We start from the raw sequence: 25,317 nt of genomic DNA, 5'->3' as shown, positions 1-25,317 counted from the left end.
TATAGTCATCTTCTCAATTATTCACCAGCTAATGAACGAATCTTTTTCAGTAAATCAACGGCTTTGATCTCTTTAGCCGTTTTTTCATGGATTGGTTTGGCAATATCTATAAACGGCTGGCGGTCGATCTGGTTAACTTCTGCACCTTCATCAACGGCCTTCTGTTTATATTCTTCCGACTGTTCTGAATCTACTTTTCGCTCCTCTTTGGTCGCAGCTTCCGCTCCTTCTAAGATGATCTGCTGCTGTTCTTCTGTATACGAATCAAACGTATTGCCATTCATTAAAAGAAATCTTGTCGTATAGTCATGGCCAGTTTCAGTAATGTATTTACCGTTTTTCGTTTTATGGTGGTTCTGCTGAACGAAATAAGGATAAGAGTTCTCCGAAGAATCTACAACGCCCTGCTGAAGGGCCTGATACAGTTCCCCCCAGGCGACATTCGTCGGGATTGCCCCTGTCTGCTCCCAGTAATCAGCAATAGCTCCAGACGTCTGGGTACGGAAAGTCAGCCCATCAATATCTTCCATAGTTTCGAGTGGTTTTTCCCCGTAGTAGTGGCGGACACCGGCACTCCAGTACCCCATCAGCTTAAAGTCGTTATCAGACTTCTCATTAATCGTCTGGGCCACTTCTTCACCGATTTCTCCATCAACAACTTGTAACCAATGCTCATAATCTTCGAACATATAAGGCATGGCGAAAAGATCAATTTCCCGAATTCCTGTCTGGGCCATAAACCCAGGCGATACGAGTACTAAGTCGGCTCCTCCCAGCTTTAATTTCTCGATTAATTGAGATTCCGCTGTTCCGAGTGTTCCTGCGTGTACCTCGACCTCAATTTCCCCGTTCGACTTTTCTTCCACTACTCGTTTGAATTCTTTCATTCCGAACTGATACGGGTTGTCAGGGGACGTTTGGTTATGAGCCGCGATTATTTTAATTTTCCCATCTTCTGACTGTCCGCCCGCTTGACTGCTGCATCCGGCAGAGAGAAGCAGACTCAAAATGACGGCTGCTGCAGCTACTAAATTCTTCATAAAAAGAACCTCCTCCATTCTATTTTCGTGAAGACGCTTACATTTTTTATAAAAATTTGGCTTATTTAACTTTATCAGGTTATCTTTTTGGTTAATGTTTGGGGTAAGGGGAGCCTCCTCGCAAAAGCCGCGCTTCGCGGTATCGGCCGCCTTTAAGCAGGGGTCTAGCAAGCTTCCTTTCCATCCGCCCATTGAATAAGGGAGTTAAAAACTAGAGCGAGAGGCCAAATGCCTCTCTACTCTAAATTGGCATGACGCCCGGTCATTTCTTCATTATCTGTTTTGCTGGACTGTGTAATGGTCTCAATTAAAATAGCATCGAGAAGCAAATGCAGCGATTGATCAAATTGGTTGCCAAGCGGCTGAATAGTGGATGGTTCTTCCGGCAGCCTTTTTTTAGTCGCTGCTGGAATGATGAGTGTATGGTCACTGATGTCTGAGAGTTTTGATTGACGGTTAGTAGATACGGCGAAAACTATCGCGCCGGCTTTTTTCGCCTGATCAGCAAACTGGCAGATTGACTTTGTTGATCCTGAACCTGAAACAGCTAAGAGCAGGTCCCCCTTCGCAATGCTTGGTGTAATCGTCTCTCCTGTTACGTACACCTCATATCCTGCGTGCATAAGCCTCATCGCGAAGGCCTTCCCCATAAGACCGGACCTTCCTTCCCCTGCCACAAAAATACGGGAAGCGCCTTCCAATGATCGTGAAAGCTTTAGTGCTTGTTCTTCTTCCACATTATTGAGGACTTGTATGATTTCTTCAGCGACTGTATGTATCGTCTGTTTCATATGAACGGATCGCCTCCTTTATTTGCTGTGCTGCTTTTTTGCAGTCTTTCTGCTTAGTAATTGCGCCTCCGACGATCAGTATGTCTGGCTTGTGTTTCACAACATCCGGCAGTGATTGGAGGTTGATTCCTCCGGCTAAAGCAACTTCCAGGTGCGGAAAGTCTTCCACGAGTTCGAAAAGCGATTGATCAAATTCACCGTTTTTCTGCATGTCTTTACCAAAATGGAGACTGACTAAACCCGCTCCCAGCGCATGGATTCTCTTGATTCTTTCCTTGTTCTGAATGCCGAGTAAATCCACCATAATCCGCCCATCGTAGTTCCGGGCTGTTTCCAGCATATCTTTTATCGTCTGATCAGCAGCGAAAGCCATCACTGTCGTTATGTCTGCTCCTGCCTTAAACACCTGCTCTGCCTCGTGCTGACCGGCATCACACGTTTTCATATCCGCAACGATAACCGCGTCTTTGTATCGGTCTCTAACCTTTCGAACGATATCCATGCCGTACTCTTTAATTACCCCGGTGCCGATCTCTATCCAGTCTGCAGACGCTGATGTTTCTTCAATAACCTCCATACACTTTTCTTCCGGCAGACGGTCCAATGCTAATTGAAGCTTCATATCATCACCTCTCAATCCATTCTTTTTCCCCAAGCTGAACGAGCACTTCTTCTAATTCCGGCAGTCCTTCGTTATCCCCATAAACGCTTACGACCATTGATCCGATGATATTTGCAAATTTAACGGTTCGCTCAAGCGGCCACCCTTTTAGCGTGCCATAAATAAAACCTGCATCGAATCCATCGCCGGCACCTACCGTGTCGACTACTTTGCTCGGCGGTACGGCTTCCTGCTCCACCCATTCGCCATTCTGGTAAACAGCGGCTCCTTTTTCGCTTTTTTTAACAGCGACTGTCGCAATTCCAAACTTGCTGCAACATTTAACTATCTGTTCAGGTGTATGTGTACCAAAGAGTAAATCGGCTTCTTCCTCGCCTGTCAGCAGAATATCTATATACGGCAGCAGTTCGGTAAGACCCGCCTTTGCTTCCTGCTTCGTCCAAAGCTTTAAGCGAATATTAGGGTCTAAAGAAATCTTGGCTCCATAATCCTTAGCAATGGTGATTGCTCTTTTCAGCAAAGGAATATTTTTCTTTGGATCAATAGCGGCAAATACTCCGCTTATATGAAGGATGTGACAGCTTCTTAAAGCATCCGCATTCAGCGTCTGCTCCGTTAAAGCGTTTGTCGGTGATTTTTGCCGATAATAAAATGTCTTTCCGGTTCCGTCTTCGCGAATCTCTTTAAAATTAAGAGACGTCGGGTAGTCGTCTACCAGCTCGACATTGGTTACATCGATTCCTTCTCCGCGTGCAAAGCTGCGGATGAATTTTCCAAACTCGTCGTTTCCTAAACGGCTGATCCACCCTGTACTGAGGCCAAGACGCGAACATCCGATGGCAAAATTAAATTCCGCTCCCCCGGCTTTTCTTTCAAATGAGGGAGAGAACCTCATCGGTCCATTTTGAGATGGGTTAAATGTAATCATGGCATCTCCTATTGTTAAAACATCATATTTCATTTATCTAGGACCTCCTTGTCTTACCGAATCACGGACCATTAATGTTGGCTCAAACCTGAAGTCCGGACGATCATCAGTCGACTGTTTCTTTTGAATTTTACTTAGCAATAGTTCTCCGGCTGTCTTACCCATTTTGAAAGTTGGCTGAGCAACGGTTGTGATGGCCGGTGTATAGAAGCTGGCATATGGAACGTCATCAATTCCGATTACGGAAAGGTCTTCCGGGATACTGAGTTTCTGATGCTTTGCAAACTTAAGAATTTCTTTCAGCACCAAGTCATTCCCTGCAATAACAGCATCCGGCGGGGTGGACTCGAACATCTTCTCCAGAGCTTCTTCTATCTGCTCTGGCTGAATGCTTTTGATCCAATCTTCACGACTTTCAATGCCGCGAGCTTGAAGGGCTTTCTTATAACCCTCCATTCTTTCAAACCTTGGAGAGACATTATCAATAATCGAAGTCGTAATCATAGCAATTCGATTATACCCTTTGTCCACTAAATGATTGACCGCCAATTCAGACGCTCTCTCGTTGTTCAGCATGACCGATGAAACAGGAATATCGGGTACCGGCCTGTCGATAAAGACAACCGGATACTTTTCGTTAAGCATTCTTTTATAGAGCTCACGATTGTTGCCTGTTGGAAAAATGATTAAACCGTCTACTTGTTTCGCTCTCAGCATCTCGATATATTTTTTTTCTTTCGCGGGATCATCGTCGGCATTACAGATGATCGTATGGAAATCGGCAGCGTGACATACATCTTCGATCGCTCGGCTCACTTCTGTTGAAAAAGTGTGGAGAATGTTCGCCACAATTACACCGATCGTTTTCGTAGATTTCTGTTTTAAGCTTCGGGCCACAATATTCGGCTGGTACCCCAGCTCTTCAATCGCTGCTTTAATTCTCTGCTTCGTTTTTTCGCCCATATAGTCATAACGTTTATTTAAATACTGTGATACAGTGCTTTTTGATACGTTGGCGTGCTTAGCTACATCAGCCATCGTCACTGATTTCATAATGAAAACCTCGCAGTGCATAAAGATTACTAAATCGATTTACTAAATCGGTTTAGTTATTTTCGTTTAGTTTATAATTAATGAAAGCGTTTTACAACCCTTTTTTATAAAAACTTATTTCCCCATGTTAAAATAAGCCCATTCTAACAATTAGGAGCATGTGAATATGGAAAAAACATTAGATCATATCGGAGTAGCTGTACGCCAGCTTGAGGACGCTATCAGCTTTTACAAGAACGTACTAGACGCAAAGCTTATTGACCGTTACCGGAGTGAAGCTAAAGGTGTAGAAAGCGAAATTGCAATTATGGACATTAAAGGAGATCGTACGGAGCTTCTCTGCCCGACGAACAATACGACCTCTCCCATCGCTCGGTTTATTAAGCAGAAAGGAAAAGGCGTTCACCATATCGCTTATCGGGTAGATGACCTTGAGGAAGCGCTTCTTGAGTTAAAAGAGCAGGGAATCCGTGTGATGGAGGATACACGCCGCACAAATAAACACGGACGGCGGCTTATCTATTTAAACCCCGCAGACACGGAAGGCACCATTATTGAATATTGCGATTATCCAGACGAAAAATAGTCGATTTTATTTTTTTATATGCATAGTTATGCCCTCCTTCACTAAAGCTAACGAAGATAAGTTAGCATCGTAAAGAGGTGGCTATATGGAATGGTTATCAGTCCTTCCTTTTGTTGTCGTAATTATCGCGGCCATTTGGACAAAACAAGTAATTCCAAGCTTGTTGTTTGGGGTGGTTGTCTCTGGTTATTTAGTAGACCCTCACTGGCTTAATGGCATGCTTCAAACTCTTCAGTTCATCATGGCAGGCTTGTCTGATGAAGCAAACTTGAAAATTATAATATTTTTATATGCTTTTTCAGCTCTTATCGGTTTAATTCGTATGTCCGGCGGAATTAAAGGCTTCGTACAGGCGGCGACGGAACGAATTGAAAACAAGCGCGGAGCGTTTATGCTGACATGGCTTTCCTCAGTTGGAACATTTGCCGCACCAAGCTTTCGAATCGTAACAATCGCACCCGTCATGAAGGCGATGCGAAAAAAGATCCCGATGTCTAAACAGGAATTAGCCTTCGTTATTGAAACTACGGCTACTCCGCTCGTTGTATTAATTCCTGTCGCTACGGCGTTCGTCGGCTATATGACATCAGTCATCGAATTATCACTCGAGCAGGCGAATACCGGCGGTGACGCGTATACCCTCTTCCTTCAGAGCATTCCGTTTAACTTTTTTGCCTTCTCTATGCTGATCCTAGGCTTTTATCTAAGCTTTTTTCATCGCAGCAAAAAGAAAGCAAATGATAAACCAAAAACACCTGAGGAAAAGCTGGCAGAGGAAGATGACCGCTGGGAGGACTGCCACCCTGCCGTTATGAAAGATCTTCCGGCAAAACCGTGGAACTTAATCGCTCCGCTCATCAGCGTGATCGTTCTAACGTTTCTATTCATGTATGTCATCGGTGTAGAAAGTGGAAAAAGCGGCTTTGGAGCACTGATTAATGACGGTGTATTAGATGCGATGGTGTTGTCTGTCGTTGTTACGATTGTCTGGCTCGTCGTTTTTTTAAAATTTAAAAAGGAACACCTGAAACGGATGATGGACGGTTTAATTGACGGAGGAAATGATATGATGGCGGTCATTCTGCTGCTGGCAATGGTCTGGGGATTAAGCAAGGGCACAGAAGCTCTTGATTTTGCCGGTACAATCTCTCAGTCGTTTGACTGGATTCCAGCCAGTTTTGTGGCGGTCGTCGTATTTGTTGTAGGCTGCGGTCTGTCCTATTTTATTGGATCTGCCTGGGGAACGTGGGGAATCTTAATGCCTGTCGCCTTATCGATTGCTGTAACGGCCGGAAGCTCGATTCCTGTTACGATCGGTGCTGTATTTGCGAGCGGTACGTTCGGTGCCTTTTCTTCCCCTCTTAGTGATGATACGAATACTTCTGCAGGAATATTGGATCTTAATACGATAGAGTACGCGAAGTTCAAGCTTAGACCTGCTTTAATTGCGGCAGGTGTAGCAGCTGCCGGCTACTTCGCCCTCTCCTTTTTTGCTTAGGCTTTGTTGATACCTTATAGGCGGGTAAACGGATCACTTTCCGCAGGATTCTCACTTACTTTTCAGTATAAAATAGCAGTTAAAATTCTCATTTAAAAAACCCCGCTAGATAATTCTAGCGGGGTTTAGGCTGTCGAGAAAGTCTCAATTATTTTATCTCATGGAGTTTCCTGTTAAAGCCTAGCGCGGCAGGCAGGATTTCATTGGTCATAAAAGTGGATTAATGGGTCGGGAACCACCTCGCTTTCCACGGGGAAGACGGCAAGTCTCCTCGGGCTTTTAAGCCCTGTGGGGTCTTGCCAGCCTTGCGCCCGCAGGAGTCTCGCTTGTTCCTTCCCATTACAAGGAAAAAGGTGAATGGAATCCTCCTCATTCGAGAAGAGGAATCAGCTGACCTTTTACCAGGTACTTTGGATCCTTAAGAGTGTAGACCCCGGGAAGAGAGCTAATAGAACGAGAGAGAAAAACTTATTAGGAAAGAGCGAAGGGAAACGGTGAGATCCCTAAAAGGCGAAGCCTTAAGGAAGCTCACCGTACGCCCATGGAAAGCGATCCGTTTCCCGGAGCTCTTTGCACTTTTCCTTCGAAAGAATAGTCGGTCGTCTAAAAAGCATTTGGTTTCTCTACAGTCGTATCTTTTAATCATTTTTTTCCACGCTCCCGGAGCCGCCCTCTAGTAAGGAGTTTTACTCCGTTAAATAACCGACTGCAAAATCGCTTTTTGTACGTGCATGCGGTTTTCTGCCTGCTGGAAAACAGCGGATTTGTCACCGTCAATGACGGAAGCTGTGACCTCTTCTCCTCTATGCGCAGGAAGGCAATGCAAAAAGTAAACATCTTCTTTGGCACGCTGCAGAAGTTCATCGTTAACCTGGTAGCCTTTTAGTGCCTTGTGTCGTTCTTCTGCTTCTTCCTCCTGCCCCATGCTCGCCCAGACATCTGTATAAACGATGTCAGCTCCTTGAACGGCAGCTGCAGGATCATGTTCCACTTTTACCGAACCATTATTTACCTTAGCGGCCTCTTCTGCCTTCTTTAAGATCGATGCTTCAGGTTCATATCCTTCTGGTGAGGAAATAACGACTTCCATCCCCATCATTACAGCTAAGATCATTAAGGAATGAGCGACATTATTGCCGTCACCCAGGTATACGACTTTCACTCCTGCTAAGCGCCCTTTCAGCTCAAGAATTGTAAAGATATCGGCCAGCGCCTGGCATGGATGGTACTTATCACATAATCCATTAATAACAGGCACCGTGGCATGCTCAGCAAGCTCTGTCAATTTCTCATGGGAAGTCGTTCGAAACATAAGAGCATCTACATATCTCGATAAAACTTTAGCTGTATCAGCGATTGTTTCACCTCTGCCCACCTGGATATCACGGGAGTTTAAATAAACCGCATGGCCTCCCATCTGGGTCATGCCAACTTCAAAGGAAACACGCGTCCGAGTGGAAGATTTCTCAAAAATCATACCGAGCGTTTTGCCATTTAGCATACTGTTATAAGGTTTTTCTTTTAAGTTCTGTGCTTTAGCAAGAATTTGCGAAACGTCATTTTGCGTAAAATCGAGCCATGTTAAGACATTACGTCCTTTAAGCGTATGGGGGTGTGTGATCATTTCTTCCATCAAGTTCATATTATACGCACTCCTCTTTCTTCCCCGGCAGCGGGGCTGGTTGATAGGGGTTCCCGTCTAATGAATCAATATATGCGTTAAAGGTGTCGGCCTGGCTGAATACAGTGATGCCGCTCTTTAATGCTTGTATTCTCTTATCAGCCGCTTCTTTTGTATCCTGGTCATTCATATAAACGTGTGCATCTTCTGCCTGAATCCAGTCTGAAAAGCTGAGATCACTCGATTTGCCTTTGACCAGATTAGGTGTATCAATTAAACAGACTTCTTCATTTTCATAAGGACTTGGCAAATGTTCAAAGACCTTAGCCATCGCTTCTTTTACAGACTGCCCTAAGCACATGCCTTCTCCCGTGGAAAGCATATTAGCTCCAAGCTTATGATCCAGCTCAGGAAGTGCGTGGGATGAAAAGAGCGGATATTTAACAGCGACTAGGCCGAAATCCGGCTGGCTGATATTCGTAAGGTTTAACTCCGGATCATCCACTAAGGCCTTCACAGCTAAATCAATCATCGATACCTCTGACACTTTGCTGATGATAGGAACTGTCCGGCTGGCCCGCGGATTTACTTCCAGCACATAAATTTTATCATCTGTGAGTAGAAACTGGATGTTCATGATCCCTTTATACTTCACCTTTTGGACAATGCTTTGCGCGTACCGCATAAGCGCTGTTTTCGTATCTAAGGATAAATCCTGTGATGGGAAAACGGCCATGCTGTCTCCTGAGTGGATGCCCGCAGGCTCTACGTGCTCCATAATTTCAGGAATGAATACATTTTCTCCATCTGCTGCGAGGTCAACCTCCGCTTCACGCCCTGTCATAAATTGATCGAGAACGATCGGATAGTGATGGGACTCGGTTTCTTTTAAAGCCGCTTCTAATTCTGCTTCACTGTTTACCTTCACCATCCCCTGGCCGCCAATAACGTATGATGGACGGCAGAGTAAAGGATAAGAATAGGAAGCCGCTGCTTCTAAAGCCTCTTCCATGCTATGGCACGTTGATCCGGGAATATGCGGAATACCGAGCTCTTTAAGCATGGAGTAAAACTGCTCACGATCCTCGAGCTGGGCGATCGTATCAACACTTACTCCCGCTAACGGTATCCCTGCTTTTTCTAATTCTTCAGCGATATTAATCGCTGTCTGCCCTCCGAATTGTGTGAAGACAAGATCAACCTTTTCATGTTCTACGATAGACTCAATTACCTCTTTGTTAATCGGATCGAAGTACAGGCGGTCAGCTGTCGTATAGTCAGTACTTACGGTTTCCGGATTATTGTTGATCATCACCGTTGTCCAGCCCAATTTCTTCAAGCTTTCAATCGCCTTGACTGCACTATAGTCAAATTCTACTCCCTGTCCGATTCGAATCGGTCCGGATCCAACGATTAATGCTTTTTTATTGGGGGGGAGCGGATCTATTTCACTGCTTCCTGAATAGGTGGTATATACATAATTCGTCGCTGCTTCAAATTCAGCTGCACATGTATCGACCATCTTATAACCCGGCTTAATGCTGAATTCCTCGCGTATTTCCTTAACCTTCTCAGACGATAGGCCGCTGTGCTGTGCAATTTGTGCGTCCGTAAAGCCGCTGATTTTCGCCTGTTTTACCAGTTGTTTATCCAGCTGGTCAGTCTGAAGCTTCTCTTCTGTATCGATTAGATTTTTTACTATCTGCAAATAAAATAAATCGACCGCTGACTCTTTATGAATCTTCTCTATTGATACGCCTTTTCTCAGCAATTCCAATATCGCGAAATAACGCAGGTCTGTCGGCTTGTTTAAGTGGTCATAAAGCTCTTCTTCTTTAAGCTGAGGCACAGATTGATCAAGCGATGAAACCGCCTTTTGAAAGGCCCCTTCAAGTGTACGGTCGATGGCCATCACTTCGCCTGTCGCCTTCATTTTAGTTCCAAGCTTACGGTCCGCATTGGAAAACTTGTCAAAAGGCCAGCGCGGAAACTTAACGACGACATAGTCCAAGGCTGGCTCAAAACTGGCGTATGTTGTTCCTGTTAAAGGATTGATCAATTCATCGAGTGAATATCCAAGAGCCAGCTTTGTCGCCATTTTAGCAATTGGATAACCCGTCGCCTTTGAAGCTAAGGCAGAAGACCGGCTGACACGCGGATTCACTTCTATGACATAATATTTTTTACTGTAAGGATCTAGAGCAAACTGAACATTACAGCCGCCGATCACTTCAAGAGCTGAAATAATTTTAAAAGCAGCCGTGCGCAGCATTTGGTATTCCTGATCCGTAAGCGTCTGGGACGGAGCCACTACGATAGAATCTCCTGTATGCACCCCAACGGGATCAAAGTTTTCCATGTTACAGACGCTGATGCACGTGCCTTTCGCATCACGCATGACTTCATATTCCACTTCTTTAAATCCAGCAATGCTTTTCTCTATAATGACCTGGCCGATCGGGCTAGCTTTTAAGCCGTTGTGAATCAGGTCCTTCATTTCCTCAAGGTTATCGGTAATACCGCCCCCGCGGCCGCCTAACGTATAAGCCGGACGGCTGATGATTGGAAAACCAAACTCCTCAGTAAATTCAATGGCTTCCTCTACACTTGAAATGACACGGCTTTCAGGTACGGCTTGCCCAAGCTCTTGCATTAGTTCTCTAAACAGCTCTCTGTCCTCTCCTTGCTGTATAGAGGCAACACTCGTGCCAAGCAGTTCTAAGTTGTATTTATCAAAAAGACCATGCTTATTCATTTCAACCGCTAAGTTCAAGCCTGTCTGTCCGCCAAGACCGGCGAGGACCGCATCGGGCTGTTCTTTTTTTATAATTGCTTCAATGCTTTTTACAGTAAGCGGTTCGCAGTACACGATATCGGCAACTTCTGTGTCTGTCATAATTGTTGCCGGATTGTTATTAACAAGCACAACTTCGTGGCCATCTTCCTTTAAGGCAAGACACCCTTGAGTTCCTGAATAATCAAACTCAGCAGCCTGCCCGATAACGATCGGACCTGAACCGATGACCAGCACCTTCTTAGACATACGCTTTGGCTCCTTTCTTCGAAGACATCATGGCGAAAAATTCATCAATGACCCATTGGGCATCCTCTGGCCCCGGGTTCGCTTCAGGGTGAAATTGAGCCGATAGAATCGGCTTCGATGGATGCATAAGTCCTTCCACTGATCCATCGTTTACATTAACGAAGCTCGTTTCAAGCACTGTATGTTTAAGGCTTTCACGATCAACCACATAATTGTGATTTTGGGAAGTAAGAAAAACCTGCCCGGACTGAAGATCTTTTACCGGGTGATTTGCACCGCGGTGGCCAAACGCAAGCTTCTTCGTATTCGCGCCAAACGCGAGCGCCATGACCTGGTGGCCGAAACAAATTCCCAGAGCCGGATAATTTTCCAGGACCTCTTTTAAATCCGTTAAATAATGGGAAGCATCTTTTGGATCTCCTGGTCCATTGGACAGCACAACTCCATTTGGGTTAAGCTGATGCACTTCCTTTATTTTTGTAAAAGGAACAACGGTCACCTGTACGTCTTTTTCAAGAAGCTTATCGAGAATGGAAGTCTTGCAGCCAAAGTCGATAAGGGCGATATGCTTTTCTCCTTTTCCGTAACTCTTAACCTCCGGATCATGAGCCTGAAAGATCTGGCCGATTGATTTTGTATCAGACGGTTTTAGAGATTCATGAGCCATTACAGCCTGACAGGAGCCTTCTGTACGGATGGCTTTCGTTACTTCTCTTGTATCCACGCCTGTTAAAAAAGGAACATTCCACTTATGAAGATATTCCTTTAACGTCATGGTCGCCTGGTAATGGGAGGCTGAATCAGAACATTGAAGCATTACAGCACCGCTGACCTGCGGCTGATTGCTCTCTGAATCTGCTTCATTAATGCCGTAATTGCCTATTAAAGGATAGGTGAAGACTACGATTTGCCCGCGATAAGAAGGGTCTGTTAAAACTTCCTGGTAGCCTGTCATCCCTGTATAAAAAACAACTTCTCCTTCAATTGGAGCGTGCCAGCTGGATGAAGCTTCGCCTTCAAACACCTGACCTTTTTCTAATGTTAGAAACCCTTGCATAGTTCCACCTCACCGTATATTTATAATTTAAATAGTATATTAATACATATAATGCCGCAAAAAAACTTTGCAGGTTACTCCCCTGTCAAAGTTTAAGATTGGCTGATTGCTTACTCAGTGTCGTCTGCAGCATCTCTGCCGCTTGATCGAGTTCCTCATAGCTGACAGTCAATGGAGGCAGGAGCCTCACGACTTTAGGTCCAGCCAGTACAGCAAGAAGCCCTTTTTCTCGAAGTTTATGAACATAATCAATCGCCTGTTCGTCAACTTCTATCCCGATCATCAGCCCTTTTCCGCGAACCTCCGCTACTCCCTGGACATTTTCTAGATTCTCTTTTAATTGTTTCATAAAATAGCTGCTTTTCTCATTAACTTCATGTAAAAATTGGTCATTAAAGATTGTAGACAGGGTAGCTTTTACAGCTGCTGATGAGAGCGGGTTACCTCCAAATGTTGAGCCGTGGGATCCTGCAGAGAAAGATTCACTTAAGTAAGCCTTTCCTGCCATCGCCCCAACCGGAAAACCGCTCCCGAGCCCCTTTGCTGATGTAATAATATCCGGAGATAATCCATAATGCTGAAAAGCAAATGGAGTTCCTGTACGCCCTGCTCCCGTCTGCACTTCATCTATGATTAATAAAGCGCCTAATTCAGCACACTTATTCTCAATCGCCTGTAAAAAAGACTCCTCAGCTTCTACGACGCCGCCTTCTCCCTGAACGACTTCGACCATAATGGCGGCTACACTGTCATCATTCAGCTCTAAAACGGCGTCTGTGTCATTAAAAGGAAGGTGTTCAAATGTCGGCAGCAGTGCGCCGAATCCTTCCTGTACTTTTTCCTGGCCGGTCGCGCTCATCGTCGCAAATGTACGGCCGTGAAACGACTGCTGAAACGTAATGATCTTATCTTTTCCTGTATGCTTTCGGGCCAGCTTAATTGCTGCTTCGTTAGCCTCCGCACCGCTGTTACAGAAAAACGCATAATCAAGACCTGCAGCTTCTGTAAGCAGCTGAGCCGCTTCTTTCTGGATCGGAATTTGATATAAATTTGAGACATGCCATACTCTTTCCATTTGATCCTGGATGGCTTTCTTGACGACAGACGGACGATGACCTAAATTGCAGACAGCAATTCCGGAAACGAAGTCTAAATATTCTTTTCCATGATCATCCCGGACGACCGTCCCCTCTCCTGACTCAATCGTAAATGGAAATCGATTGTAAGTAGGAAATAAACTCATCGTACCGCTCCTTCCTTTAACTCATGATAAATCGTTGTACCTTTTATAACTCCATCTTGGAGCAGTGACTGTTCGCCGCTGACAACAAGCACCTCTTTTAATTTTGCCGATAACGCTTCAATGGCTGAGTTCACTTTTGGAATCATGCCTCCATATATAACACCTGACTCCATTAAACTATGAATCTCTGGCGGGGTAATGCGCTCGATAATATGTTCTCCGTTTAAAATACCGGGTACATCTGTGACAAACATCAGCTTCTCTGCCTGTAAAGCGTCAGCTACCGCAGCCGCCGCGTTATCCGCATTGACATTTACTGTTTCCCCGTCGACCGTCACAGCAAGTGGTGCTATGACGGGCAGATAGCCGCTATTGAGGAGCTGATGGATAAGAGAAGTGTTCACCTGTTCAATATCACCAACCAGCCCGAGCTTCTCTTCATCGACTAAACCAGCTTTCAAAAGGCCGCCATCGCTTCCCTTTAAACCAAGTGCTGCAACTCCATGCTTGCAAAGAGCCGATGTCACCTGGGCGCTGACCTTTCCGCCGAGCGTCATTTTTACAACTTCAAGCGTCTCCGGAGTCGTCTTGCGCAGTCCATTGTAGAATTCTCCTTCGATCTGCAAATTCTTAAGCAGAGCCGTGATGGCCGGTCCGCCGCCGTGTACGACTACGCAATGGTATCGATCTGTCAGGGCTGCCAGGCTTTTGTAAAAGTGATCGGTCAGCTGATCAATCATGCTGCCGCCGATTTTCACAACAATCACCGGTTTATGTCCGGTAGCTTGCATTGATTTTGACGTAGTCATAGGTTAAGTCACACCCCCAGGCTGTTCCTGCTTCTGTGCCTTGATGCAGGTTTATTTGGATATTCACCTTATCCTTGCTCATGTGCTCTGTCGCCTGTTCTTCAGAAAATGGATGCGGTGTTCCTCTGCTGAAGACCAGCTGGCTGCCGATATAGATATCGCACTCCTCAGCAGCAACTTCTGCCTCACTATGGCCGATCGCCCCGACGATCCGTCCCCAGTTGGCATCCAGCCCATAGACAGCCGTTTTCACTAAATTTGATCCTACAACTTTCTTCGCTATAGCTCTAGCTTCTTTTTCAGAGTTCGCGCCTTTTACATTTACTTCAATCAGCTTCGTGGCTCCTTCTCCATCTTTCGCAATCTGCTTCGCGAGGTCTTCACATACGAGTAATAGAGCCTGCTGAAAGTCTTTCCACTGCTTATGTTCTGGGTACAGGGGCTCGTTTTCGGCTTTGCCATTTGCAAGTGTGAGCACCATATCATTTGTGGAAGTTTCTCCATCCACCGTAATCTGATTAAAAGACTGATCGATACAATGGCTTAAAGCTGCCTGTAAATGCTTAGATTCAATATTGGCATCTGTCGTAATAAAACCGAGCATTGTAGCCATGTTCGGATGGATCATGCCTGAGCCCTTAGCCGCTCCGGCAACCGTTACCGTCTGTCCGTCTATTTCTAATTGAAAACAGGAGGATTTTTCGCACGTATCTGTTGTTAATATCGCCTGCTGAAAAGCGTGCGCTTCCTTATGATCCATCTCGACGGTATGTGCTCCGTACGTAATTTTCTCCATATCGAGCTGCTCGCCAATCACTCCTGTGGAAGCAACAGCCACATAATCAGCCGGTATCTCATATCGTTTAGCGATAAGATCCCGCATTTGAAAGGCGTTCAAAAGACCTTCTTCTCCCGTACATGCATTGGCAATCGCACTGTTGACTACCACCGCCTGGATCTTCTGCTCAGAAGCTATACTCTCTTGTGTAACTTTAAGTGGCGGAGCTTGGAAATGACTCTGTGTGTAAACGGCCGCTGCGGAGGCGGGCTGCTCACTCATTAATAGTCCAAAATCATTTTTTGATCGTCGAAGCCCACAGTGCAGCCCTCCTGAAACAAATCCTTTAGGCGACGTAACTGTACCATTTTCCACCTTCTTGATATTGCCTGCGTCCGTTAGTTGAATCAATCGCTCTCTCCCTTTCCTTTAACTGTTATGGAAATACCGGAACATGCTTAAGTCCCGTTGTTTCTTCAATTCCTGATACGAGATTCATATTTTGAACAGCCTGACTGGCCGCTCCTTTCATTAAGTTGTCTATCACAGCCACGATCGTCAGACGGCCTGTTCGATCATCCAGGGCCAGCCCGATATCGCAGTAGTTTGAGCCGTATACATCCCTGGTGCTTGGAAAATCTCCAAGCTTGCGAACACGAACAAACGGATGGGATTCATAGGTCTGCTGATACAGCTCGTGAATGCTTTCCAGTGAATCATCTGCGACCGGCTCCACATAGATCGTTGACATAATTCCTCTCGTCATTGGAACTAAGTGTGTTGAAAAAGTCACTGGTTTTGACGCCTCATTCCATAGGTTAAGCTGCTGCTCAATTTCAGGAATGTGTTTATGCTGATTGACCTTATAAATACGAAAGTTCTCTTGAGTATGGGCAAAATGAGTGACAGGGCTGGCATTTTTTCCGGCTCCTGATACTCCTGACTTGGCGTCGATGATGATACGGCCCGGATCAGCGATCTGCTTTTCGATAACCGGTCCCAGTCCTAACAATGTTGCCGTCGGATAACAGCCCGGGTTGGCAATTACAGATGCTGACTGAATATTTTCTTTATTCCACTCTGGAAGTCCATAAACGGCTTCTTCAATCACTGATTGAGGAGCAGCCGCATTGTTATACCAATCTGTATAGGTTTGGGGATCTTTCAGCCGTAAATCGCCGGAAAGATCGATCACTTTTGCTTTTCCGCCCGTAAGCTTCGGTGTCAGTTCACTGGAAACACCGGGGGGCGTAGCAAGGAAAATAATATCGAGCTCCTGCTTCATTTTTTCCGGCTGAAGCGGCTGAAGCTCGTGTGATTGATTATTCACGTGAGTGTATATTTCTTCAAAAAACTCACCTGCCTGGGAAGAAGAGTAAAGATGAATATTCTTTACTTCTGAATGTCCTGATAACAACCTGAACAGCTCTACACCGCCATATCCTGTCGCGCCAACAATACCTGTCTCCAATCTTTCTTCACCTCTTTTATCTGTATGTATAAATATTATAATTTTCGTATATTTATGCTATTATTACTCGTGTAATAAAATCTGTCAACAGTGTTTTTTGTAGTTTTGCATACTTAAAAATTAAAAATCCTGTATCCATCACGTAGTAAGCGTTTTCAAAAAAGAATAAAAAAAACTGCATGAACATGAACCTTTAAATAGTTCACGCCATGCAGCTTACTGAGTTATTTATGAATATCAAACGATTGAAAAATTCCTTTTTTCGGCAGCTTGAAAATTTCGCGGCCGGCCAGGTGGTTAATAATGACTTTATTTCGGTGCACAGCCAGTCCTAGGTTTGTTGATCCTACGCCGTGGGAATGAGAGATCCCGCTGTGGACATAAATCTCATTCGGTACATCCTTAGTTTTTTTCAGACGGTAATCCGCTTCTACCTTATACCGTCCATGGTCATCCCATTCAATGAAGTCATCTAAGTAATGCACAAATTCGGGGATATTGGGCTGATAACCTGTAGCTGTAACCACAACATCGCTTTCGTGCTGAAAGGATTCTTTTTTCTGCCAGTGGAAGCAGTCAAGAACGTACCCACCGCCTTTAGGCTCTATCCCTTTGACTTCTGTTAAAACCTGCAGGCCGACATTTAACTCATCATCACCAATGGAATACTCGTATAAAAGATTGTAAATATCTTCAATGGTGTGATTACTGATGCCTTTATAATACAGGCCTTGGGTAGCAAAAATTCTGTCTTTATCTTCCTGAGGAAGCTGATAAAAATAATTCACATAATCCGGCGAAAAATGCTCGAGACTCAGCTTCGACTCTTCCATAGACTCAAACCCTGCGGAGCGGGTAATCCAATCAAGGCGGAATCCATGTTCACGCTGTTCTTTTAGCAGTTCTCGAAATGCTTCTGCTGCACTCTGTCCTGACCCAACTACGGTTACAGATTCAGCATCTTTGCAGCGGTCCTGATTGGGTACATAATCAGCCGTGTGGAACACATCTTCTTTTGGCAGCCCTCTAAATGATTTAGGCATTGCCGGTACACTTCCTGTTCCCATAACGACATGCTTTGTCCGGTACGTTACAGAATCGCCGGATGCACTCTCAACATCTACCTTAAAATAAGATTCTTCTTCCTGCACATGCTGAATGCGGGTTACACGGTTACCAAATTTACAGCTGTTTAACCTGTGGGCCGCCCATTGGCAGTAGTCGTTATATTCTCTCCGGGGAATATCAAGCCGTTGAAGAAAATAGAATTGATACATGCGATCGTTCTCATTAATGTAATTAAGAAAGCTGTGTTTATTCGTTGGATCAGCCATTGTGACAAGATCCGCAAGAAAAGGCACCTGCAGCTTCGTCCCTTCAATTAACATTCCAGGGTGCCAGTCAAAATGCTCTCTCTGCTCAAAAAACAAACTGTCCACTTCGTCTATTTCATCCAGTAAAGCAGCAAGGCTTAAGTTAAAAGGTCCAATCCCTACTCCTATTAAGTCGTACATTTTTTCATGCTGTGTCATCACTTATTCACTTCTCCTTTTTCTGAAAATCCGCCGATTTCAGAATCCTTCGCTTTTCCCATGTTACCATATTCCTATAGAAACAGTAATAGCGATCAAAGTCCCCTTTACTTTATAGCATTTACCATTTTTCAGATCTATTCAGGAAAATAAGCAGAACAAAGGCTTAAAGCGCCCTGGTAGACACGAAACGCATAAGCAAAACGGCCGGAGGAAGGTGGCCTTCCCTTTTAGCAGGGCGGATGGCTTATGACGCGAGTATCTGGGCGCTGGAGCTGGATGTCGCTCTTTTAAACATATATATCCACAGCTTGAAATTTTATAATTCCCTAGACAACAAAAAAGCGTGCTCTTAGATCACACTCTAAAAACACGCTCACTATTTTGGTCATAATACAGTCGGAAAAATTCACGATTGCTGGTTGTTCATTTTCATAATTCCTGAAAATAGAAGAAGGATCGCTCCTAAACCGATCAGCACAGAATCCGCCTCTTCAAATGGCACTTCAATATTAAACAGCCACAGCGCGCCCCCGACCAAAAATAACAGCCACCCGGCAATCGATAATTTTCGCTGCATATAACCTCTCCTCCTGAACTTTTCCATTTATTAAAATTGTAACACGAATAGTAAATGAAACGAATTCTTTCCGTGAACGTATACGGTTATTAATAATAATTAAGGAGAATTGTGATGACGTATTTAGTCCCTGTTAACAAACGTAAAGATTATCTTCCCTTCCTCCTGTTAGCCGATGAGAATGAAGCTATTATTATGGAGTATATTAATGAGGGAGAAATGTATGCCGTTAAAGATCAGAAAAACGTAATAGGAGTCTGTCTGTTTACTTTTCCTGACACCGATGTGGCGGAAATTAAAAATATAGCTTTAACAAAAGCACAACAAGGGAAAGGAATAGGTAAGGCTGTTATACAGGAAGCTTTTCACCTTTTTAAAAAGAGAGGTTATTCTCGAATATTCGTCGGGACGGCCAATTCCAGCCTGGCTAATTTAAGCTTTTACCAAAAAGCCGGATTCCGGTTCGATACGGTACGAAAAGATTTCTTTTTGAATTACCCGCACCCGATTTATGAAAATGGAATACAGGCCCTTGATATGGTGGTATTCTCGAAGGATTTAATTGAAGGAGATGGTAAAGATGAAAAAGAAACTGTATAAGTCGACAAGCAACAAAATGCTGACAGGAACACTCGGTGGAATTAGTGAAATATACGACATTGATGCCAGCCTGCTGCGAATTTTATATGCTGTCGGTATTTTCTTAAGCAGCGGATTCCTGCTTATTGTATATATTGTAGCCGCTATTATTATGCCGACAGATCAAGAGGTTCAGAAATAGCCTTTCCCTTTCTCATGAACGGAGAAAGGGAGGCTCCGTGTTACCTTATTTTTGAGGAGGGAAAAGGCTGTTCCGTTTACTGGAGTAAGAAGAAAGAGGCTGGGAATAGTGAAAACGGAACGCTATAGAAAGCATGCTTCCTAATGGAAGAATTCCTCTTTTACAGCGTTCCATTCATTCCCTTTAACATAAAGGGCCGGGTGGAAACGGCGAGACTCCTATGGGATAAAAGAACTAGGTAAGATCCCGGAGGTTAAAAACCCGAGGAAGCTTACCGTTCGCCCATGGAAAGCGAGTCGTTTCCCCAGGTCCGGCTCTCTTTATTAAGGCAAACGGAATCATTTTCTCTCGAACAACAAAGAAGCCCCGCATAACCAATACGGAACTTCGTTGACCAAGAAAATAATCACTTTTTCTTACCTGGAAAGACTTCTATAATTATTCGTCTAAAAACTTATCTAATTCTTTCTTCACGGTCGTCGCTTCAGAGCCAATGATGATTTGAACGTTATGATTATCAATTTTCACAACCCCATGAGCGCCTGTTTGTTTAATTTTAGCTTCATCTACCAGACTTGCATCATGCAGTTCTAAACGCAGCCTTGTCATACAGTTATCATTTAAAATGACGTTCTCTTTTCCTCCGATATACTGAAGGAGCTTCTTCGCCATATATTCGTGGTTCGAGTGAGTAAGCTCCAGTTCTTTTTCTTTTTCCGTAGCTTCTTCTCCAAAATCAACCTCTTCTTCTCTTCCGATTACAGGAATATCCCTCTTAATAATGACAAAGTAGAAGGTAAAGTAATATAGGGCGAAGAACGCAAGGCCTACAGGAATAATCATCAGTCCGTTGTCTGACAGGTTCAAGTTAACGACATAGTCGATCACACCAGCACCCCAGGAAAATCCGTGGCGAATGTGCAGTAAATAGAGAACCGCTCCGGCGAGCCCTGTGTACACAGAGTGAATGAAGTATAGCAATGGAGAAGTAAATAGGAATGTAAACTCAATCGGCTCTGTAATACCTGTTACAAAGGAAGTGGCCGCACCTGAAGACATTAACGTTTTCGTCTCCTGCTTTCTTCTCTTAGCCGCCTTTGTGATCGCGAGGGCAATCGCCGGGATACCAAACAGCATCGTTACGAAAAAGCCGCCGATAAAGTAACCAGCTGTTGGGTCACCGCTTAGAAAGCGGGTAATTTCACCAGCTACCACTTCACCTGAAGCGGTTTCATAACTACCTAATCCAAAGTAAGTGTAGGTGTTCAAAACATGGTGCAGTCCAAACGGCAGAAGGAACCTGTTTAAAAACCCGTAGATGAAAACACCCATCGCTCCTAAATTAACGAGCGTCTGTCCAAAAGAATCAATGCCTGATTGAGCATACGGCCAGATGAGAGACATCACGCCGGCGACTGGTATCATCGTTATAATGATCATCGTAATCGGGAACTTTTCACCGCTGAAGAAGGCGAACATACTCGGCAGCTTTGCATCTTTAAACTTGTTATAAATAAAGGCAGCAATTAATCCGGCCATGACTCCCCCAAACACACTCATGTTCAACTCTGGATCCATAATCTTTAAACCTTCTTTTAGAACGATAATCGCCAAAAAACCAGTGAGGGCAGGTATTCCTTTATCTTTCGTCTTCGCAAGTCCCATTGCGATACCGATGGCAATAAGGGCATCCATTTGACTAAGGATAACGCCCGAAGCCTGAAAGAGCGGAATATCGAGCATATCCTCAGCAGTCAAACGAAGCGTTAGACCAGCAATGGGCAGGGCAACAATCGGAATAAGCAGTGACTTTCCTAACTTCTGCATAAAGCTTTTCATCATTTCTCCCCCTTTTTTATTTGGCTCTGTTACAAGAAAACAGATTCGCTTTTAAAACAGAGCCTTTGCATTAGAGCTCGCTGAATGTCGTTAACTTCACGTCGTCTCTTGACTGAATAAGCTGTACTCTCTCTGGGTCTGTTAAAAACTCAACTTCATCTACTCTTGGATAAGTAAATGAAGAGGTCGACAGTAATTTTTTATCCAAGTAAGCGGGATGCGCCATCACTTCCACTGTCTCTGCTTCTGCAAATAATTCATCAAGTGCTGAATTGTCTTTTAAAGCGGTTTCAATTAAATAGGCAAAAGAGTCGGTCGTTTTGATCTGTTTATCGCACAGCTCTTTCGTTATTTCAGGCTCCATGTTATTTCTGACGGGCAGGCTATATTCCTCTGCCAGACTCATAAAAACTTCCGGGACTTGTCCAAACGAATTAATATGGTGGTGGCTGTCGAGGTGGGTCGGTTTTAGTCCATAGGAAAGAAATTTCTCTATCTGAGCTTTCCATTCGTCATACACTTCATCATAGTCAACCGTAAATGCACCTTTATAGAAGCTCAGATTACGAAAGTCGCCTTTTGAATCAACAATTGTTCGGTGACTATCGAGAAGCGGCCGTCCGCACGTTAATACTAAGTGAACACCTACACCAAGCCCTGGATAATCCTTGGCAAGCTCAGCCGCGTGATCTCTCCCCGGCATATTTGCCATGAAAGTCGTCGATGTTAAAACTCCTAATTGATAGGCATCGATAATGCCAAAGTTCACCCCCCGTGAATATCCAAAGTCATCCGCATTTATAATCAGCTTTTTCATACAATCCACCCCTTGCTTGCCCCAAAAAGGGACCATTTAGTATTCCGGCCAGTAACCTTTATTGGCTGCAATTAAATCTTCTATTACCGCTTTCGCCTTGCTCACATTTACGACTGTTCGGTTTAAGGTTAAAGCTTGGATTAGTTTTTGTTTGCTCTTCTCAAAATATGAATCAACTACAAGTTTCTCGTATGCCAGCTGTCCTTCAATCAGTCCCTTATAAAAGGTTGGGATCTCCCCGACGGTAAAAGGCTGAGGTCCCTGGCTCGTTAACAAGCACGGTACTTCAACCATGGCATCTGCCGGCAGATTCGGGATGATTCCGTTATTTTTTACAATGACAATAAATCGTTCCGCCAGGTTATAAGCGAGAGACTCTGCGGCTCTGACCATAAATACTCCGTGAATATCGACGTGCAGGTCGGCGTTTTCAGCCGTTCCTTCTTTTATAATGAAGTCGCACGTATCGTGAACACGTTTCTGCCTTCCTTCTATAACCTGACGGGCCCTCGTATTCGCAGGGTCTTCTTTATCCACCATCTGCTCTGGATATAAATAATATTGCAGATACGTATTTGGTAAAAATTCCGGGAAATCGATCAGCATCTGTCTCGCCTGTTCAAAGGTTTTCTGCCAGGAAACATCGTTCGCAATCTCTGTATCTTCCGGTTTAAAACCTGTTTCAATAATTAAATTTTTCAACCGTTCGGTATGATCATTGCCTTCTTTATCATAAATCTTCGTAAACCAGCCAAAGTGGTTCAGACCAAAATATTCAGGAACGAGATCCCAGACATCTAATTGAAGAAGCTTCGCATAGCTGATCATGATCGCAATCGGCATATCACATATATTCATCAAGCGATCATCCGATGGAAACTCACGCGCCAGCGCATCGGCGACAATTGCCGCAGGATTCGTATAGTTGAGAATCCAGGCGTCGGGTGAATACTTGCGGATATCTTTTACAAGCTGAATCATATCTTTAATCGATCTTAGTCCGTAAGCCATACCTCCCGGCCCGCACGTTTCCTGTCCGACAATTCCATGCTTTAAAGCAATCTGTTCATCTTTTTCACGCATCGCCAGACCGCCTGTACGGATCTGAACGAATACGAAATCTGCTCCCTCAAAAGCTTTCTGCTTATCAGTTGTATAGGAAAAGGAATCAAGCTCAGGATACCGCTCTTCAAAAAGTACTTCTGTTGCTTTTGCGTTTCGCTCCTGCCGCTTTTCGTCTATATCGTAAAAAACGACTTCTTTTAAAGGGAATCTTTCTTTCTCTTCGATTAAACTCATCATCATTCCCATCGTGTAGGTGCTTCCGCTTCCTGCTACTACAAGACGCTGTTTCTTCATATGGCAGCTCCCTTCAAATTATCTGATAATTCATTTATAACACTAATTTAATACAAATACAATACTAAATATGTTTATATTAGTATTAAACTGATTAGTAATTACTGGATTTGCCCTTATCATGTACTTTTCAATAGAGTTCAAGGGCATCGAGAATTGAGCAAGCAAAGATTACGGTGGTATTTCCAATTTATCCGCGGCCTCCTAGCCAATACCCCTAATAAAAGAATCGATATTATAGTCTTTAAACTTCAAGTTTTGTCAGCCTATCTATCAAATATTTTCAATAAGTTGGCCGTTACTAATGAAATATTTGTTTAGATGGTATATAGTTGTATTAAACTATAATACAAGTCATTCACTTTTATGGGACGGTGAAATTAATTGAACACAAGTTCTCCCTTATATAAACAAGTTGCAGACAAAATAAAGAAGGATATTATCAGCTCCAAACTTAACAAAGATGAAGCCATCCCTTCTGAGAATAAACTGGCAGTTAAATATGACGTAAGCCGGGTAACTATCCGCCAGGCCATCCAGCTTCTTGTAAAAGAAGATATCCTATACAAAGTCAGAGGAAGCGGCACTTATGTAAAAAACGCCAAGATTGAGCATGACATTTACCGGCTGCAAAGTTTCACAGAAGAGATGCTCCTCCTCAATCAGAATCCCACAAACCAAATATTGGAATTCTCTATGCAGCAGCCGGCAGAACCGATTCGGGAGACGCTGCAGTTAAAGGACGGAGAAAAAGTTTTCTTCATTCGCCGTCTTCGCTGCGCGGAAGAAGATCCGATGATTCTAGAAGAGACCTACATGCCCGTCTCCTTGTTCCCGGATTTGTCAGTGGAAGTCATGACCCGTTCCAAATATGAGTATGTCGAACGAAAAGGGTACGTTATTAAAGAGCGACAAGGGGAAATACTCCCTATGTCGCCTGATGAGGAATTAAAGACGATTTTACAACTACAAAATGATTCTTCGATTTTGTCGATGAATCTATGGGCTTATTTAGAAGACGATACAGTTTTTGAATTTACGAAGCTTTACTTTCGAAGTGAGAAATATACCTTCAAGTTTACTTCCAAACGCTTTTAATCAAGAGAGGATGAAAGTATATGAACTTAATTGAAACTGTTTCCTATGAGGAAATGAGCATTAAAGCTGCAGAAATCATTTTTGAAAAAGTGAAAAATAAGCCTGCTTCGACCCTCGGCTTAGCTACCGGCGGCACTCCGCTTGGAACATACAGAGAACTTATCAATATATACAATAAAGAACGGACAAGCTTCCAACATCTCTCAACAATCAACCTGGATGAATATGTAGGGCTTGCAGATGACCACCCGCAAAGCTACCACATGTACATGCATGAACACCTGTTTAAATACTTGGATATCCCTGCCTCACAGACGCACCTGCCTGATGGTCTGGCCAAAGACCTCGATGGTGAGTGTGCTCGATACGATAAGCTGATCGAACAGCTCGGCGGAGTGGATCTCCAGCTGCTTGGTATCGGACAAAACGGACATATTGGATTTAACGAGCCAGGGACACTGTTCAATACGCGCACTCACGTCGAAACGCTTACGGAATCAACCCGGAAGGCAAATGCCCGGTATTTTTCAAACCAAAGTGATGTACCGACCCACGCGATTACAATGGGCATTCAGTCTATTTTTCAAAGCAGAGAGATTCTATTGCTTGCCTCCGGTATAAAGAAAGCGGAAGCTATTCGTAGATTAATAGAAGGAGATGTAACGGAGGACTTTCCGGCATCAATCTTAAAAAATCACGCGAATCTTACAGTGATCGCCGACAGAGAAGCCTTATCTAAGTCAACAATATAAATAAGCTAGAGCCCGATTT

Annotated in this window: 23 protein-coding genes; 6 read left to right on the top strand and 17 right to left on the bottom strand. The window is 44.1% G+C overall.

Features of this window, described 5'->3' with window-relative positions:
- Nucleotides 1-17: 17 nt before the first annotated feature.
- The 5 genes from HUS26_RS17810 to HUS26_RS17790 all read right to left on the bottom strand — a co-directional run bounded on the left by HUS26_RS17810 (nt 18) and on the right by HUS26_RS17790 (nt 4,434).
- On the bottom strand, nt 18-1,040 hold the full coding sequence (locus HUS26_RS17810; protein ID WP_173918377.1) for a TRAP transporter substrate-binding protein: 1,023 nt from the start codon (nt 1,038-1,040) through the stop codon (nt 18-20).
- Between the two features lie 236 nt (nt 1,041-1,276).
- Nucleotides 1,277-1,831 (bottom strand): 6-phospho-3-hexuloisomerase, encoded by a 555-nt coding sequence (gene hxlB / locus HUS26_RS17805; RefSeq protein ID WP_173918376.1) that lies wholly within the window; start codon nt 1,829-1,831, stop codon nt 1,277-1,279.
- A complete protein-coding gene (hxlA, locus tag HUS26_RS17800) occupies nt 1,803-2,453 on the bottom strand; it encodes a 3-hexulose-6-phosphate synthase (RefSeq protein WP_173918375.1) in 651 nt (216 codons plus the stop codon). The genes hxlB and hxlA overlap by 29 nt, the downstream gene beginning before the upstream one ends.
- A gap of 4 nt (nt 2,454-2,457) precedes the next feature.
- Nucleotides 2,458-3,414, bottom strand: coding sequence for a sugar kinase (locus HUS26_RS17795; protein WP_173918374.1), 957 nt, complete (start codon nt 3,412-3,414; stop codon nt 2,458-2,460).
- Entirely contained in the window at nt 3,415-4,434 is a 1,020-nt protein-coding gene (locus tag HUS26_RS17790) for a LacI family DNA-binding transcriptional regulator (RefSeq protein ID WP_173918373.1), read from the bottom strand.
- Between the two features lie 166 nt (nt 4,435-4,600).
- Between HUS26_RS17790 and HUS26_RS17785 the strand changes: the two genes are divergently transcribed.
- Complete coding sequence (locus tag HUS26_RS17785; protein ID WP_173918372.1) at nt 4,601-5,020, top strand: VOC family protein; 420 nt, start codon at nt 4,601-4,603, stop codon at nt 5,018-5,020.
- An 85-nt stretch (nt 5,021-5,105) separates the two neighbouring features.
- On the top strand, nt 5,106-6,518 hold the full coding sequence (locus HUS26_RS17780) for a Na+/H+ antiporter NhaC family protein (protein WP_173918371.1): 1,413 nt from the start codon (nt 5,106-5,108) through the stop codon (nt 6,516-6,518).
- A 694-nt stretch (nt 6,519-7,212) separates the two neighbouring features.
- Here HUS26_RS17780 and argF read toward each other — a convergent pair.
- The 9 genes from argF to HUS26_RS17735 all read right to left on the bottom strand — a co-directional run bounded on the left by argF (nt 7,213) and on the right by HUS26_RS17735 (nt 18,652).
- Nucleotides 7,213-8,151: an ornithine carbamoyltransferase gene (argF, locus tag HUS26_RS17775; RefSeq protein ID WP_173918902.1), complete on the bottom strand. Its 939-nt coding sequence runs from the start codon at nt 8,149-8,151 to the stop codon at nt 7,213-7,215.
- Between the two features lie 10 nt (nt 8,152-8,161).
- Nucleotides 8,162-11,182: a carbamoyl phosphate synthase large subunit gene (locus tag HUS26_RS17770; RefSeq protein WP_173918370.1), complete on the bottom strand. Its 3,021-nt coding sequence runs from the start codon at nt 11,180-11,182 to the stop codon at nt 8,162-8,164.
- Nucleotides 11,175-12,239 (bottom strand): carbamoyl phosphate synthase small subunit, encoded by a 1,065-nt coding sequence (locus HUS26_RS17765; protein ID WP_173918369.1) that lies wholly within the window; start codon nt 12,237-12,239, stop codon nt 11,175-11,177. Before HUS26_RS17765 ends, HUS26_RS17770 begins: the two co-directional genes overlap by 8 nt.
- Nucleotides 12,240-12,324: 85 nt before the next feature.
- Complete coding sequence (locus HUS26_RS17760) at nt 12,325-13,482, bottom strand: acetylornithine transaminase (protein WP_173918368.1); 1,158 nt, start codon at nt 13,480-13,482, stop codon at nt 12,325-12,327.
- Nucleotides 13,479-14,291: an acetylglutamate kinase gene (argB, locus tag HUS26_RS17755; RefSeq protein WP_173918367.1), complete on the bottom strand. Its 813-nt coding sequence runs from the start codon at nt 14,289-14,291 to the stop codon at nt 13,479-13,481. The genes HUS26_RS17760 and argB overlap by 4 nt, the downstream gene beginning before the upstream one ends.
- On the bottom strand, nt 14,254-15,480 hold the full coding sequence (argJ, locus tag HUS26_RS17750; RefSeq protein WP_173918366.1) for a bifunctional ornithine acetyltransferase/N-acetylglutamate synthase: 1,227 nt from the start codon (nt 15,478-15,480) through the stop codon (nt 14,254-14,256). Before argJ ends, argB begins: the two co-directional genes overlap by 38 nt.
- A gap of 25 nt (nt 15,481-15,505) precedes the next feature.
- Complete coding sequence (gene argC / locus HUS26_RS17745; RefSeq protein WP_173918365.1) at nt 15,506-16,540, bottom strand: N-acetyl-gamma-glutamyl-phosphate reductase; 1,035 nt, start codon at nt 16,538-16,540, stop codon at nt 15,506-15,508.
- Between the two features lie 224 nt (nt 16,541-16,764).
- Nucleotides 16,765-18,072 (bottom strand): lysine N(6)-hydroxylase/L-ornithine N(5)-oxygenase family protein, encoded by a 1,308-nt coding sequence (locus HUS26_RS17740; RefSeq protein WP_173918901.1) that lies wholly within the window; start codon nt 18,070-18,072, stop codon nt 16,765-16,767.
- A 409-nt stretch (nt 18,073-18,481) separates the two neighbouring features.
- Entirely contained in the window at nt 18,482-18,652 is a 171-nt protein-coding gene (locus HUS26_RS17735; protein WP_173918364.1) for a hypothetical protein, read from the bottom strand.
- A gap of 114 nt (nt 18,653-18,766) precedes the next feature.
- Between HUS26_RS17735 and HUS26_RS17730 the strand changes: the two genes are divergently transcribed.
- Nucleotides 18,767-19,252 (top strand): N-acetyltransferase, encoded by a 486-nt coding sequence (locus tag HUS26_RS17730; protein ID WP_173918363.1) that lies wholly within the window; start codon nt 18,767-18,769, stop codon nt 19,250-19,252.
- On the top strand, nt 19,233-19,433 hold the full coding sequence (locus tag HUS26_RS17725; RefSeq protein ID WP_173918362.1) for a PspC domain-containing protein: 201 nt from the start codon (nt 19,233-19,235) through the stop codon (nt 19,431-19,433). Before HUS26_RS17730 ends, HUS26_RS17725 begins: the two co-directional genes overlap by 20 nt.
- A gap of 438 nt (nt 19,434-19,871) precedes the next feature.
- Here the strand turns inward: HUS26_RS17725 and HUS26_RS17720 are convergent, their stop codons facing one another.
- The 3 genes from HUS26_RS17720 to HUS26_RS17710 all read right to left on the bottom strand — a co-directional run bounded on the left by HUS26_RS17720 (nt 19,872) and on the right by HUS26_RS17710 (nt 23,448).
- A complete protein-coding gene (locus HUS26_RS17720) occupies nt 19,872-21,272 on the bottom strand; it encodes a PTS transporter subunit EIIC (RefSeq protein WP_173918361.1) in 1,401 nt (466 codons plus the stop codon).
- A 70-nt stretch (nt 21,273-21,342) separates the two neighbouring features.
- Nucleotides 21,343-22,089: a chitin disaccharide deacetylase gene (chbG, locus tag HUS26_RS17715; RefSeq protein WP_173918360.1), complete on the bottom strand. Its 747-nt coding sequence runs from the start codon at nt 22,087-22,089 to the stop codon at nt 21,343-21,345.
- A 36-nt stretch (nt 22,090-22,125) separates the two neighbouring features.
- Nucleotides 22,126-23,448 (bottom strand): 6-phospho-alpha-glucosidase, encoded by a 1,323-nt coding sequence (locus HUS26_RS17710; RefSeq protein ID WP_173918359.1) that lies wholly within the window; start codon nt 23,446-23,448, stop codon nt 22,126-22,128.
- A gap of 384 nt (nt 23,449-23,832) precedes the next feature.
- Here HUS26_RS17710 and HUS26_RS17705 point away from each other — a divergent pair, with 384 nt between their 5' ends.
- Together HUS26_RS17705 and nagB are read left to right on the top strand one after the other, a co-directional pair.
- Entirely contained in the window at nt 23,833-24,546 is a 714-nt protein-coding gene (locus HUS26_RS17705) for a GntR family transcriptional regulator (protein WP_173918358.1), read from the top strand.
- Nucleotides 24,547-24,566: 20 nt separating this feature from the next.
- Nucleotides 24,567-25,298 (top strand): glucosamine-6-phosphate deaminase, encoded by a 732-nt coding sequence (gene nagB, locus HUS26_RS17700; RefSeq protein WP_173918357.1) that lies wholly within the window; start codon nt 24,567-24,569, stop codon nt 25,296-25,298.
- The last annotated feature ends 19 nt before the right edge of the window (nt 25,299-25,317 follow it).

Source organism: Halobacillus sp. Marseille-Q1614, from assembly GCF_902809865.1.
GTDB lineage: Bacteria > Bacillota > Bacilli > Bacillales > Halobacillaceae > Halobacillus_A.
This window is presented reverse-complemented; position numbering and strand designations above follow the sequence as displayed.

Excerpts from the sequence above, each read along its gene's own strand:
- HUS26_RS17810 (WP_173918377.1), bottom strand. The coding sequence starts at position 1,040 with ATGAAGAATTTAGTAGCTGCAGCAGCCGTCATTTTGAGTCTGCTTCTC.
- hxlB (WP_173918376.1), bottom strand. The coding sequence starts at position 1,831 with ATGAAACAGACGATACATACAGTCGCTGAAGAAATCATACAAGTCCTC.
- hxlA (WP_173918375.1), bottom strand. The coding sequence starts at position 2,453 with ATGAAGCTTCAATTAGCATTGGACCGTCTGCCGGAAGAAAAGTGTATG.
- HUS26_RS17795 (WP_173918374.1), bottom strand. The coding sequence starts at position 3,414 with ATGAAATATGATGTTTTAACAATAGGAGATGCCATGATTACATTTAAC.
- HUS26_RS17790 (WP_173918373.1), bottom strand. The coding sequence starts at position 4,434 with ATGAAATCAGTGACGATGGCTGATGTAGCTAAGCACGCCAACGTATCA.
- HUS26_RS17785 (WP_173918372.1), top strand. The coding sequence starts at position 4,601 with ATGGAAAAAACATTAGATCATATCGGAGTAGCTGTACGCCAGCTTGAG.
- HUS26_RS17780 (WP_173918371.1), top strand. The coding sequence starts at position 5,106 with ATGGAATGGTTATCAGTCCTTCCTTTTGTTGTCGTAATTATCGCGGCC.
- argF (WP_173918902.1), bottom strand. The coding sequence starts at position 8,151 with ATGGAAGAAATGATCACACACCCCCATACGCTTAAAGGACGTAATGTC.
- HUS26_RS17770 (WP_173918370.1), bottom strand. The coding sequence starts at position 11,182 with ATGTCTAAGAAGGTGCTGGTCATCGGTTCAGGTCCGATCGTTATCGGG.
- HUS26_RS17765 (WP_173918369.1), bottom strand. The coding sequence starts at position 12,239 with ATGCAAGGGTTTCTAACATTAGAAAAAGGTCAGGTGTTTGAAGGCGAA.
- HUS26_RS17760 (WP_173918368.1), bottom strand. The coding sequence starts at position 13,482 with ATGAGTTTATTTCCTACTTACAATCGATTTCCATTTACGATTGAGTCA.
- argB (WP_173918367.1), bottom strand. The coding sequence starts at position 14,291 with ATGACTACGTCAAAATCAATGCAAGCTACCGGACATAAACCGGTGATT.
- HUS26_RS17740 (WP_173918901.1), bottom strand. The coding sequence starts at position 18,072 with ATGACACAGCATGAAAAAATGTACGACTTAATAGGAGTAGGGATTGGA.
- HUS26_RS17735 (WP_173918364.1), bottom strand. The coding sequence starts at position 18,652 with ATGCAGCGAAAATTATCGATTGCCGGGTGGCTGTTATTTTTGGTCGGG.
- HUS26_RS17730 (WP_173918363.1), top strand. The coding sequence starts at position 18,767 with ATGACGTATTTAGTCCCTGTTAACAAACGTAAAGATTATCTTCCCTTC.
- HUS26_RS17725 (WP_173918362.1), top strand. The coding sequence starts at position 19,233 with ATGAAAAAGAAACTGTATAAGTCGACAAGCAACAAAATGCTGACAGGA.
- HUS26_RS17720 (WP_173918361.1), bottom strand. The coding sequence starts at position 21,272 with ATGAAAAGCTTTATGCAGAAGTTAGGAAAGTCACTGCTTATTCCGATT.
- chbG (WP_173918360.1), bottom strand. The coding sequence starts at position 22,089 with ATGAAAAAGCTGATTATAAATGCGGATGACTTTGGATATTCACGGGGG.
- HUS26_RS17710 (WP_173918359.1), bottom strand. The coding sequence starts at position 23,448 with ATGAAGAAACAGCGTCTTGTAGTAGCAGGAAGCGGAAGCACCTACACG.
- nagB (WP_173918357.1), top strand. The coding sequence starts at position 24,567 with ATGAACTTAATTGAAACTGTTTCCTATGAGGAAATGAGCATTAAAGCT.